The organism is Pseudomonas paraglycinae (genome assembly GCF_021601625.1).
In the GTDB taxonomy this organism is placed as follows: Bacteria; Pseudomonadota; Gammaproteobacteria; order Pseudomonadales; family Pseudomonadaceae; genus Aquipseudomonas; species Aquipseudomonas paraglycinae.
This window is the reverse complement of the sequence record NZ_BQHR01000012.1, coordinates 127,536-139,623: the sequence shown is the minus strand read 5'-3', so window position 1 is coordinate 139,623 and position 12,088 is coordinate 127,536. Positions and strand designations below refer to the sequence as shown.

General features: G+C 61.7%; 9 protein-coding genes. 6 read left to right on the top strand and 3 right to left on the bottom strand.

All coding sequences use genetic code 11. The annotated features are described in order from the left end of the window. Positions 1–39 precede the first annotated feature (39 nt). The 3 genes from L6D82_RS19100 to L6D82_RS19090 are packed head-to-tail and all read right to left on the bottom strand — an operon-like array spanning position 40 to position 4,579. Positions 40–1,434: an efflux transporter outer membrane subunit gene (locus tag L6D82_RS19100; RefSeq protein WP_236190997.1), complete on the bottom strand. Its 1,395-nt coding sequence runs from the start codon at positions 1,432–1,434 to the stop codon at positions 40–42. Between the two features lie 7 nt (positions 1,435–1,441). Beyond that, the gene (locus tag L6D82_RS19095) at positions 1,442–3,415 is read right to left on the bottom strand and encodes a MacB family efflux pump subunit (protein WP_129973118.1); all 1,974 of its coding nucleotides are present in this window, start codon (positions 3,413–3,415) and stop codon (positions 1,442–1,444) included. Then, positions 3,416–4,579, bottom strand: a complete 1,164-nt coding sequence (locus L6D82_RS19090; protein ID WP_129973119.1) for an efflux RND transporter periplasmic adaptor subunit — start codon at positions 4,577–4,579, stop codon at positions 3,416–3,418. A gap of 321 nt (positions 4,580–4,900) precedes the next feature. On the opposite strand from L6D82_RS19090, the gene L6D82_RS19085 reads away from it, so the two are divergent. From L6D82_RS19085 to L6D82_RS19060, 6 genes are all read left to right on the top strand, one after another. Further along, positions 4,901–5,383, top strand: a complete 483-nt coding sequence (locus L6D82_RS19085) for a sigma-70 family RNA polymerase sigma factor (RefSeq protein WP_085747855.1) — start codon at positions 4,901–4,903, stop codon at positions 5,381–5,383. A 113-nt stretch (positions 5,384–5,496) separates the two neighbouring features. Continuing rightward, on the top strand, positions 5,497–6,834 hold the full coding sequence (locus L6D82_RS19080) for a lysine N(6)-hydroxylase/L-ornithine N(5)-oxygenase family protein (RefSeq protein WP_102717682.1): 1,338 nt from the start codon (positions 5,497–5,499) through the stop codon (positions 6,832–6,834). Positions 6,835–7,337: 503 nt separating this feature from the next. Then, complete coding sequence (gene mgtA / locus L6D82_RS19075) at positions 7,338–10,037, top strand: magnesium-translocating P-type ATPase (RefSeq protein WP_236190995.1); 2,700 nt, start codon at positions 7,338–7,340, stop codon at positions 10,035–10,037. A gap of 53 nt (positions 10,038–10,090) precedes the next feature. Next, complete coding sequence (locus L6D82_RS19070; RefSeq protein WP_236190993.1) at positions 10,091–10,807, top strand: MgtC/SapB family protein; 717 nt, start codon at positions 10,091–10,093, stop codon at positions 10,805–10,807. 109 nt (positions 10,808–10,916) lie between these two features. After that, positions 10,917–11,351 (top strand): chemotaxis protein CheY, encoded by a 435-nt coding sequence (locus L6D82_RS19065; RefSeq protein ID WP_085747852.1) that lies wholly within the window; start codon positions 10,917–10,919, stop codon positions 11,349–11,351. A 107-nt stretch (positions 11,352–11,458) separates the two neighbouring features. Beyond that, a complete protein-coding gene (locus tag L6D82_RS19060) occupies positions 11,459–12,085 on the top strand; it encodes a response regulator transcription factor (RefSeq protein ID WP_085747851.1) in 627 nt (208 codons plus the stop codon). The last annotated feature ends 3 nt before the right edge of the window (positions 12,086–12,088 follow it).

Sequence of the window (12,088 nt, the reverse complement as noted above, 5' to 3'; positions counted from 1 at the left end):
GTCGGGCTGCGATTTTTTTTGCCTTGAACAAAGCGCTGTTCAGATGACTTGCCAACCCCCGCCCAGCGCCTTGTACAGCGCGATGCTGGCCTGCAGGCGTGACAGCCGCAGCTGCACGTTCATGTCCTGGGCGGCATACAGCGTGCGTTGAGTCTGCAACACCGTCAGCAGATCCTCGGCGCCGGCCTGATAGCGGCTCTGGGCGATATCGAACGCGGTCTGTGCCTGGCGCAGTTCCTCGCCTTGCCATTGACGCTGTTCATCGAGGCCGCGAATGCTCGTCAGGGCTTTTTCCACGTCCGCGAAACCATTGATGATTGCGCCGCGATAGGTCTCCAGCAATTCTTCCTGGCGCGCCGTGGCCTTGTCGCGCTCGGCACGCAGGCGGCCATTGTTGAAGATCGGTGCCACCAGACCTGACGACAGGTTGTAGAAGGTCGTGCGCAGCAGATTCGATGCGAGGTCCGCGCCGGTGCCGAGGCTGGCGGTCAGCGTGACCTTGGGCAGCATGGCGGCGCGGGCGACGGTCACATCGGCCTGGGCGGCGGCCAGTCTGGCTTCGGCGCTGGCGATGTCCGGGCGCCGTTGCAGCAGATCGCTGGGCACACCGCTGGCGATGTCCGGCCATTGCAGTTGGGCGAAAGCCTGTCGGGGTGTCGGCAACTCCTGCACCGGTTGGCCGAGCAGCGCGGCCAGGGTGATCAGTGCCTCGCGGGCCTGTTGTTGCACCAACGGCAGTTTGCGCTGTTGTTCGGCGACCAGGCTTTTCTGCTGAGCCAGTTCCAGCGCGGTGGCGCTGCCAGCGTCGTAGCGGGTCTGCACCAGATGCAGAACGCTTTGCGCATTGGTCAGATTGAGTTCGGCGATCCGCGCCTGTTCGCGCAGCGCCAAGGCCTGTGTGTAGCTATTGGCGACGGCACTTTGCAGGGTCAGTTCCACCGTCGAGCGATCGAACTCGCTGGCCTGCACGCCGAACACCGCGCTGTCCCGGGCGGCGCGTTTGCCGCCCCAGAAATCGATTTCGTAACTGGCGCTCAACTCGGCGTCGTAGTAATCCAGCGAGCGGTTGTCGGGGTTCACGTCGAGCTGGCTGTAGCCTTTGCCTCGCAAGAGTTTCTGGCGATTGGCATTCAGCCCGGCCTTGACCTCGGGCAGCAGCGGCGCACCGGCGATGGTCGCGCTGGCCTGCGCCTGCCTCACCCGGGCGACGGCGGCGGCCAGGTCATGGCTGCCCAGCCGGGCCTGTTCGATCAGATGATCGAGTTCCGTGCTGCCGAAATGCGTCCACCATTGTCGATCGCTTTGGCTGGCGCCGGGATGTTCGGGCGATTGCCAGGCGGGCGGTGGTCGCAGGCCGCTGTCGGGACGTGGCGCGGGGCTGCCGCAGGCCGCCAGCAAAACGCTGGCGGCGAGAAGTGTCAGGTGGGCTTTCATAGGTCGATCATTCACTGGTGAGGGCCTTGACCGGATCGAGCCGGGCGGCCTTGCGGGCAGGCATGAAGCCGAAGATGACACCGGTGGCCAGCGCGCAACCGAAGGCGCCGAACACTGCAATCCACTGGAACGCCATGGCGACGCCGCTGAGTTGCAGCACACCACCGACCAGCATCGCCAGGCTGATCCCGGCAACGCCGCCGACTACCGAGAGCATCACTGCCTCGGTCAGGAACTGGCGCAGGATGTCGCGCTGACGGGCGCCGGTGGCCATGCGGATGCCGATTTCCCGGGTACGCTCGCGCACGGTCATGAGCATGATATTCATCACGCCGATACCGCCCACCAGCAGGGAAATGGCGGCAATCGCGCCGAGCATCAGCGACAGCGTGCCCTGGGTTCGCGCCTCGGCCTGAATCATGGCCGCGTTGTTGGTCAGCTCGAAATCCTTTTTGCCGTTGTGCCGGCGCAGCATCGATTGCTCGATGGCTTGCTCAGCCTCTTTGACCTTGCGGGCGTCCCGCGCGGCGATGACCACATACTCGGGATTGCGGCTGCCGAACAGGCGCATGCTGGCGGCGGAGTAGGGCACGGCGATCCGGTTGTCACTGTCCGAGTCGCCAGAGCTGGAGCCTTTTTCCGCGAGGACTCCGAGCACCTGGAACGGTACGTTTTCGATCAGGATGTATTGACCGACGGGATCGGCGACATCCTTGAGCAGCTTGTCGCGAACCTTGGTGCCGATTACCGCCACGGCAGCGGCGCTGTCTTCGTCGGCTTGCGTGAAGTAGCTGCCCTGGACCACCGGCCAATTGAAAATGGTCGGGAAATTGGTGTCATTGCCGCCCACGTAACTGGTGTGGTCGGCATTGCCGAAGCGCACGCCGGCGGTCGAGCCGTTGACCGGCATGATGCGCTCCACCTGGGGCAGGGCGGCCAGTTCGGCGACGTCATCGAGGGTGATGATGCCCGGTGGCGTGCGCGGGTTTGGGGCGGCGCCGCTGAGGTAAATGATGTTGGAGCCGAAGGCGCCCATTTGCGCCATCACCTGGCGCTTGCTGCCTTCGCCCACCGCCAGCATCACCACCACGGACGCGACGCCGATGACGATGCCCAGCAGGGTCAGCGCGGTGCGGAATCGGTTGACCCACATCACTCGCCACGCCGCTTGCACGGCGTCCACCAATTCGCCTTTCCAGGCGCCGGTCTGGGTGCTGCCGGTGTTCAGACGCTCGCGCAGATCCACGGCCTGCAATGCGCCGGAACCGACGGCGGGCGAGGGGGGCGATGACGGATCGGCGGTGTCGCTGATGATCAGGCCGTCGCGGATCTCGATGATGCGCTTGGCGCGTTGCGCAACTTCGCGGTCGTGGGTGATGAGAATCACCACATGGCCCTGATCCGCCAGTTCATCGAGCAGGGTCATGACTTCGGCGCCGCTTTGGCTGTCGAGTGCACCGGTGGGTTCGTCGGCGAGAATGATATGACCGCCATTCATCAGCGCACGGGCAATCGATACCCGCTGCTGCTGTCCGCCGGAGAGTTGGTGCGGGCGGTTGGCGGTGCGCCCGGCAAGACCCAGGCGAGTCAGCAACGCGTGGGCTCGGGCGTGGCGTTCGGCGGCCGGTGTGCCTGCGTAGATGGCCGGCATTTCGACGTTTTCCTGGGCCGAACCTGACGGAATCAGGTGATAGCCCTGAAACACGAAGCCGAACGCCTCGCGTCGCAGCCAGGCCAGAGCGTCGGTGTCCAGCCGCGCGACCTCTTCACCGGCAAACAGGTATTCGCCGCTGGTCGGTCGGTCGAGGCAGCCGAGGATGTTCATCAGTGTCGATTTGCCGGAACCGGACGCGCCGACGATCGCCACGAATTCGCCGGCATGAATCGACAGATCTATGCCGCGCAGCACTTCCACCCGCGGACTGTCGCCGCCGCCATAGGCTTTGCGGATCTGCCGCAGGTCAATCAGGGGCGTTTGCATTCAGCCTCCGTTGCCTGTGGCCGGGCTGCTCAGGACATGATCGCCTTCGACAAGTCCTTCAAGAACCTGCGTGCGCAAGCGGTCGCGGATGCCGGTACGGACTTCCCGGGATTGAACCTCGCCATTGGCGGCGACCACCTGCGCCAGTTGCCAGTCCGCGCGAGCGCTGTGTTGCAGGGCGGCGGTGGGCACGGTCAGGGTGTTCTGTGCCTGCTGCGAAACAAAGAACACCTGGGCGGTCATGTCGGTCATCAGGGTGTTATCGGCGTTATCGACATCCAGCAATACCGTGTAAAGCACCACCCGTTCGCTGCCACTGCGACCGCTGGTGGGGCTGGCGCCCTGACTCTGTTCGAGCGGGCGCGGCGGCACCGGCAGAATCTGCCGTACGGTACTGCTCCAGCGACGGCTGCCGCCGCTGAGGGTGGTGAAGTAAGCGGTCATGCCCGGTTTGACGTGACCGATGTCGGCCTCGGAGACTTCGGCCCACACGGTCATCGGGGAGAGCCGCGCGATCCGCAGAATCAGCGGGGTCTGCTGTTGCGCGTTGAGCGTCTGGCCTTCCCGGGCGCCTACCGCCACCACCGTGCCGGACATCGGCGCATAGATGCGTGTGTAACCGAGCTCGGCTTCGTCGCTGCGCAGGCTGGCCTGCGCCTGGCGGATCTGCGCCTGGAACATGTCGATGCGGGCCTGCGTGGCGCGCACTTCGGCCCGGGCGGTCTGGACGTCTTCCTCGCGGGTGGCGCCGCCGGCGGCGAGTTTCTGCTGACGCTGGTACTTTTGCTGCGCCAGCTCATGCTGGGCGCGTTGTTCCTGCAACTGGGCCTTGAGATTCTCGATGGAGAACCGGCCTGCGTCGAGCTTGGCCTTTTGCGTGGACGGGTCGATTTCCACCAGCAACTGGCCTTCCTTGACCACATCGCCGGCCTCGACGTGAATTTTCTGGATCTGCCCGGACGCCTGGGCACCGACATCCACATAGCGCCTCGGTTGCAGGGTGCCGAGTGCAGTCACGCTGTTTTCGATATCGCCGCGTGTCACTTGAACAGTGGCGAGGGTCTCACGGCCCGGCGGCAACACCTGCCACGCGGCAACGGCGATGACAGGGATCAGGCAAAGGGCGATGAACAGGGCGCGTCGGGCGGGGCGGGGACGTTTCATGCAGGGTTCCGGCCAGTGGAATTCGGCCCGTCGTTCAGCAGGTGAACAGGTTCGGTCGGTCGCTGAACGCTGTCGCAAGGCACGACAGACACGGGGAGCTGTCCTGTAAACGATGAATGCGCAAGGGAATTTAAGTGCTCACACACGAAGTTACAGGTCGCCCGGCAGGACTATTTGTCTGGTGAAGAGAATCACTACTTTAAATCTATATGAGAATTACTATAAATTACGCCCCTCAAGTTGCCACTATCGTGCTACTGCCTCCAGGGCAGTCAGGATCGGGCTCAAGGACAGAAACCGCACCCCACGCGGCCGGGAGTCATGTTGGAAAACTACTATCGCGAATTGGTGTGTTTCCTGAACGCCAAGCTCGGCAACCGCCAGGTCGCCGAAGATGTGGTGCATGACGCTTATGTGCGGGTGCTGGAGCGCTCCAGCGACACGCCGATCGAGCAACCCCGGGCTTTCCTCTACCGCACCGCGCTCAATCTGGTAATCGACGACCATCGGCGCAATGCCCTGCGTCAGGTTGAATCACTGGATGTGCTCGACAGCGAAGAACGCTATTTCACTCCGTCCCCTCACAGTACCTTCGACCACAGTCAGCGCCTGGAGATGCTTCAGCGTGCCCTGGCAGAACTTTCGCCGCTGTGCCGCGAAAGTTTTCTGCTGCGCAAGATCGAAGGTCTGTCGCACCCCGAGATTGCCGAACACCTAGGGATTTCCAAGGCTCTGGTGGAAAAGCACATCGTCAACGCCATGAAGCATTGCCGCCTGCGCATCAAACAATGGGACGCCCATTGAGCCGTCGTCGTTAAATTTTATTTCACTGTCCTCGTTCCTACTCAACAGACGATCTGCTGTCCTGCTCAAGGCCGGTCAGGTCACTCAGGCTTTTCGTCCAGAGGACACTGGAAATGACACAGGCAATTGCATCGCCCATCGTTCACGACCTGATCGGCGTCGGTTTCGGCCCTTCGAACCTGGCGCTGGCCATCGCTCTGCAGGAGCGCGGCCCGACCCAGGGGGAACTGGATGTTCTGTTTCTCGACAAACAACCCAACTACAGCTGGCACGGCAACACCCTGTCGACCCAGAGCGAGTTGCAGATTTCCTTCCTCAAGGATCTGGTGACCCTGCGCAATCCGACCAGCCCGTACTCGTTCGTCAACTACCTCAAGCACCACGGCCGTCTGGTGGACTTCATCAACCTCGGCACCTTCTACCCCTGCCGCATGGAGTACAACGACTACCTGCGCTGGGTCGCCGCGCAGTTCACCGAGCAGAGCCGCTACGGTGAAGAAGTGCTGACCATCGAGCCGGTGCTGCACAACCATCAGGTCGAAGCGCTGCGGGTGATTTCCCGTGATACCGAAGGCCAGCAATTCGTGCGCACCGCGCGTTCGGTGGTGGTCAGCGCCGGTGGTACGCCGCGCATTCCCGAGGCGTTCAAGGCACTGAAGGGCGACGGTCGGGTGTTCCATCACTCGCAATACCTGGCCGAGATGGCCAAGCAGCCGTGCAACAACAACCAGCCGATGAGCATCGCGATCATCGGTGGCGGCCAGAGCGCGGCGGAAGCCTTCATCGACTTGAACGATTCGTTCCCGTCGGTGCAGGTCGACATGATCCTGCGCGGCTCGGCCCTGAAACCGGCGGACGACAGCCCGTTCGTCAACGAAGTGTTCTCGCCGGAATTCACCGACCTGATTTTCCAGCAGAAGAGCAGCGAGCGTGAGCGTCTGGTCAACGAGTACCACAACACCAACTATTCGGTGGTCGACATCGACCTGATCGAGCGCATCTACGGCATCTTCTATCGCCAGAAGGTTTCCGGTGTTGCGCGCCATGCGTTCCGCACTCTGACCACGGTCGAGAAAGCCACCGCCACCGAGCGCGGTATCGAACTGACCGTGCACAACAACGCCACCGGCGAAGTCACCGTGCGTGCCTACGACGCGGTCGTTCTGGCCACCGGTTACGAGCGTCAGATGCATCGCAAACTGCTGGCGCCGCTGGAGGAATACCTGGGCGATTTCGAGGTCGACCGCAATTACCGGCTGATCACCGACGAGCGCTGCAAGGCCGGTCTGTACATGCAGGGCTTCTGCCAGGCCAGCCACGGTCTGAGCGATACGCTGCTGTCGATCCTGCCGATCCGCGCGGACGAGATTGCCGGCTCGCTGTATGAGCATGGCAAGAACCGCGGGCACAGCCGTTCGGTGATGGATCTGTTGTTGGCGACTGCCAGCTAAACCAGACCGTTGATCGTTCCCACGCAGAGCGTGGGAACGATCTCGGCGATCTCGGGGGCAATCCTGAACCCTTCCTGAACACCCGTCATATTCCCCGACACACTTCCTTTTGCGGGTTTACTCTCCAGACATCGGGGCGTAAGCTTCGCGCGTTTTCATCAATAGCGGAGACCCACAGTGGGTACTTGTTCGAGTGACAGTTGTCGGCCGGTCCTTGTAACCGGCGGATTCTCGGCAAGATAACGCGCATTCCTTTGTGCCGTTGTCTCGCCGAACAGCGAGCAGCGGCATCCCGATCATGACCGGTCCCGGTCATGTCCCGACGTCCTTCTCATCGACACTGAAAAGCCTGTGAAGTCGACTTCATCGTCGTCATTGCAGCCCTATCGACACGCCTGTCTTTTCTGACCGGCGCGCCACGCCTTGCCGTGCCGGTTTTCCGGTGCCCGAGACGAGGACGTACCTGCTCGACGGTTTCCCGGCTGACCATAGGGGCAACAGCCATGAAACTTACGCTCAAGGAATTTTTCGCAGGCTTCCTGCGGACCCGCCACATCGCCCGGCACTTCCGTCGCCTGGCTTTGCTGGAAACCCTCAGCGACACCACGGTCAGCCGTGAAGTGCCGCCGACTCTCGCCAATACACTGGTGGACGCCGCCCATTGCGACAGCGGCGTGCTGCTGTCGAACCTCGGCACCCACACCGACGGCCTCACCGATTTCGAAGTCGATGTGCTGCGCGCGCAGCATGGCCTCAACGAAGTCGAACACGAGCAACCGCTGCCGTGGTGGACCCACCTGTGGCACTGCTACAAAAACCCGTTCAACCTGCTGCTGACCTTGCTGGCGGTGATCTCGTGGCTGACCGAAGACCTCAAGGCCGCCATCGTGATTTTCTCGATGGTTGTGCTGTCGACGCTGCTGCGCTTCTGGCAGGAAAGCAAATCCAACCAGGCCGCCGACGCGCTCAAAGCGATGGTCAGCAACACCGCCACCGTGCTGCGCCGGGATGCGCCGCGCGCTGAGTTGCCGATCAAGCAACTGGTGCCCGGCGATTTGATCGTGCTCTCGGCCGGCGACATGATTCCTGCCGATTGCCGGGTGCTCAGCGCCAAGGACCTGTTCGTCAGCCAGGCGGCGATGACGGGTGAATCGATGCCGGTGGAAAAATTCCCGCGTCAGGCCGATTGCGACACGCGCAATCCGCTGGAGCTCGACAACATCCTGTTCATGGGCACCAACGTGGTGTCCGGGACGGCGGTGGCGGTGATTCTCACCACCGGCAACAGCACCTATTTCGGTGCGCTGGCACAGCGGGTCGGGGCGACTGATCGCGCGGTGACTTCGTTCCAGCAAGGCGTGAACAAAGTCAGCTGGCTATTGATCCGTTTCATGTTTGTCATGGCGCCGCTGGTGTTGTTCATCAACGGTTTCACCAAGGGCGACTGGACCGAAGCGCTGCTATTCGCGCTGTCGATTGCCGTGGGCCTGACCCCGGAAATGCTGCCGATGATCGTCACCTCGACGCTGGCCAAAGGCGCGGTGTTCCTGTCGCGCAAGAAAGTCATCGTCAAACGACTGGATGCAATCCAGAACTTCGGCGCCATGGACGTGCTGTGCACCGACAAGACCGGCACCCTGACCCAGGACAAGATCTTCCTGGCGCGCAATGTCGACGTCTGGGGCGAAGACTCCGATGACGTGCTGGAAATGGCCTACCTCAACAGCTATTACCAGACCGGCCTGAAAAACCTGCTCGACGTGGCGGTGCTGGAACATGTGGAAATCCACCGTGAGCTGAAGGTTGGCACGGCGTTTCGCAAGGTCGACGAGATCCCGTTCGACTTCAACCGCCGGCGCATGTCGGTGGTTGTCGAGGGGCGCGGCCAGCCGCATCAACTGATCTGCAAAGGCGCGGTGGAGGAGGTTCTGTCGGTGTGCAGCCGGGTTCGTCACGGTGAAGTCGACGAAGCCTTGAGCGATGAATTGCTGGCAAAAATCCGTCAGGTCACTGCAGCATTCAACGCTGAAGGCTTGCGCGTGGTAGCGGTGGCAGCACGGTCGATGCCGGAGGGGCGTGACACTTACAGCCTGAGCGACGAGCAGGAACTGACGCTGATCGGTTACGTGGCGTTTCTCGATCCACCGAAGGAAAGCACCGCCCCGGCACTCAAGGCCTTGGCCGAACACGGCGTGGCGGTGAAAGTGCTGACCGGCGACAACGAGCTGGTGACCGCCAAGATCTGCCGCGAAGTCGGCCTGGCCCAGCAAGGCCTGCTGATGGGCAACGACATCGAGCGCATGAGCGACGCTGAACTGGCCGTGGCGGTGGAAACCACCAACGTGTTCGCCAAGCTGACGCCGTCGCACAAGGAGCGCATCGTGCGCATCCTCAAGGGTAATGGTCACGTGGTCGGGTTCATGGGCGACGGCATCAACGACGCCCCGGCGCTGCGCACCGCAGACATCGGGATTTCCGTGGACAGCGCAGTGGACATCGCCAAGGAAGCGGCCGACATCATCCTGCTGGAGAAGAGCCTGATGGTGCTGGAGGAGGGCGTGCTGGAAGGGCGCCGGACCTTCGCCAACATGCTCAAGTACATCAAGATGACCGCCAGCTCGAACTTCGGCAACGTGTTCTCGGTGCTGGTGGCCAGCGCGTTCATTCCGTTCCTGCCTATGCTGCCGATGCACCTGCTGGTGCAGAACCTGCTGTATGACATTTCGCAGATTGCGATCCCGTTCGACAACGTCGACGACGAGATGCTGAAACAGCCACAACGCTGGCAGCCGGGCGATGTCGGGCGCTTCATGCTGTTCTTCGGTCCGATCAGTTCGATCTTCGACATCACAACGTTCGCCTTGATGTGGTACGTGTTCGATGCCAACACCCCGGATCACCAGACCCTGTTCCAGTCCGGCTGGTTCGTGGTGGGGCTGCTGACCCAGACGCTGATCGTGCACATGATCCGCACGCCGAAGATTCCGTTCCTGCAAAGCCGCGCGGCCATGCCGTTGCTGGTGATGACTGGAATCATCATGGCCGTCGGCATCTTCCTGCCGATGGGGCCGCTGGCGCACTACTTCAAACTGCAGGCGCTGCCGTCGATGTACTTCGTGTTCCTGCCGGTGATCCTGCTGGCGTACATGGCGCTGACCCAGGCCGTCAAAGGCTTCTACATCCGCCGCTTCGGCTGGCAGTAACAGGCAAGATTCCCCCCTTGTGGGAGCAAGGGGGCGGTTTCAAGGAGTTCGACATGCAAGCGATCAACAATCTCAACCTCACCTCATTGCTCGACACTTTGGTCAGCCTCAGCGCGGCGTTCATCCTCGGCGGCCTGATCGGCTTCGAGCGCCAGTACCGGCAACGCACGGCGGGCTTGCGCACCAACGTGCTGGTGGCGGTGGGGGCGGCGATTTTCGTCGACATGGCCAACCGTCTCGCCGTTGCCGAAGGCGCGGTCCGGGTGGTTGCCTACGTGGTCTCCGGCATCGGCTTTCTCGGTGCCGGCGTGATCATGCGCGAAGAGGGCAACGTACGCGGGCTCAACACCGCCGCCACGCTCTGGACCTCGGCGGCCGTCGGCGCCTGCGCTGGTGCCGACCTGCTGGCCGAAGCGGTGCTGGGCACCTTGTTCGTGCTCGCCGCCAATACCTTGCTGCGGCCGATCGTCAACAACATCAACCGTCAGCCGCTCGATGTGGTCTCGGCGGAAGTCACCAACATCGTCTACGTCATCGCCCGGCGTTCGCAGCAAACGGCCGTGTTCGCCTTGCTTGAAGCCGAGCTCGAACGCAGCAACTACCCGGCCAGTGACGTCGATGTGCACGCCTTCGGGGCCGATGAAATCGAGATCGAAGCGACGCTGGCGACCACTTCGGTGGACGGCGATGAGCTGGATGCACTGGTGAAGCGGATTTCCACTTCAAGCCTGGTGGTGCAGGCTTTCTGGAGTCCGAGCACTACGGAATAAAGCGTTCAATGCGGATGAATGACGGTGTTTTTCGGAAAAGTCCTACAGAGTGCGCCTCGGCGCTTGGGTAGTCTTGCCGCCACTTGAAGCGACTACCCGGACCTCCACGTTGACCGACAAAACCCTGCGTATCCTGATCGCCGACTTGCAGCATTTTCAGCGGATGAAGATCGAACGAATGTTCAACGGCCTCGATTACTACCGCATTGCACCGGTGCAAAACCTTGCCGAACTGCTGACGCTGGTCGACTACGGCTGTCAGCCGTTCGATGTCCTGGTGATCAACGCCGAACTGGCGGTCGGGATCGCGGATCTTCGCGGTTTCCTGTTTGACCATCCGCAAATCCGGCGGGCGCTGGTCTATGGTGAGCCGGCGGATTCTTCAGGTGTTCCCCGGCAATTCGGGGCAAAGATCATCACCAGTCCTGCGCCGTTGCCATCCATCCGAGCCATCGAGCAGTTGATGACCTCAGTCGAGGCATCGCTTGGGCGCTCTTCGCGTGTTCGATCACAGATCGGTCTGGCGCACAACTGTCAGATCTGACAGGTGAAGCAACGTGCACAGCGTGTAACAGTTGTGGCGCAGCTACCAATAGTCCCGTTCATGCAAGATCGGTGGCGTCATGTCATGTATTCGCCCCGGGAGTGTTCATGGGTTCAGCATTGATCGTCGATGATCATCCCGTTGTGGTCAGTGCCGTTCGGCTGGTTCTGGAGTCGCTCGGCTACAAGCCAGTTTATGTCACCTCGGACAGTAGTGAGGTGGTGTCGTTGGTCCGTTTATACGAGCCGGATCTCATGGTGCTCGATCTGAACTTACCAGGCCCGGGTGGCCTGGAAACGCTGGAGCACCTAAAGAAAGTCGGACTGTCCTGTAAAGTCGTGGTTTTTTCCACTGCCAATCCCGATCAATTTCTGATGCGTTGCCGGCGAGCCGGTGCGATGGCCTTCGTCACCAAATCCGCCGAATTGCAGCAGCTGCAGAGTGCGATCAAGGCTGTCCGCGCTGGCTATAGCTATTTCCTGGACTTGCCGAACGTCACCGCAGGGCAGACTGAGTTGCACAGTGATGAAGGCAAGCTGATCGCGTCGCTGTCCGATCGCGAGTTGCAAATCCTGATAGAGCTGGCGCGAGGCATATCGAACAAGCAGATTGCCGAGGATATGAACCGAAGTCACAAAACCATCAGCACCTACAAGACCCGCTTGATGCTCAAGCTCGGGATCAAGTCGTCGGTGGTACTGCGAGAGTTTGCCATTCGCAACCATTTGCTCTGAGAG

Bases quoted from the DNA above. Each gene is read 5' to 3' on its own strand.
- L6D82_RS19100 (WP_236190997.1), bottom strand. From the start codon at position 1,434: ATGAAAGCCCACCTGACACTTCTCGCCGCCAGCGTTTTGCTGGCGGCC.
- L6D82_RS19095 (WP_129973118.1), bottom strand. From the start codon at position 3,415: ATGCAAACGCCCCTGATTGACCTGCGGCAGATCCGCAAAGCCTATGGC.
- L6D82_RS19090 (WP_129973119.1), bottom strand. From the start codon at position 4,579: ATGAAACGTCCCCGCCCCGCCCGACGCGCCCTGTTCATCGCCCTTTGC.
- L6D82_RS19085 (WP_085747855.1), top strand. From the start codon at position 4,901: ATGTTGGAAAACTACTATCGCGAATTGGTGTGTTTCCTGAACGCCAAG.
- L6D82_RS19080 (WP_102717682.1), top strand. From the start codon at position 5,497: ATGACACAGGCAATTGCATCGCCCATCGTTCACGACCTGATCGGCGTC.
- mgtA (WP_236190995.1), top strand. From the start codon at position 7,338: ATGAAACTTACGCTCAAGGAATTTTTCGCAGGCTTCCTGCGGACCCGC.
- L6D82_RS19070 (WP_236190993.1), top strand. From the start codon at position 10,091: ATGCAAGCGATCAACAATCTCAACCTCACCTCATTGCTCGACACTTTG.
- L6D82_RS19060 (WP_085747851.1), top strand. From the start codon at position 11,459: ATGGGTTCAGCATTGATCGTCGATGATCATCCCGTTGTGGTCAGTGCC.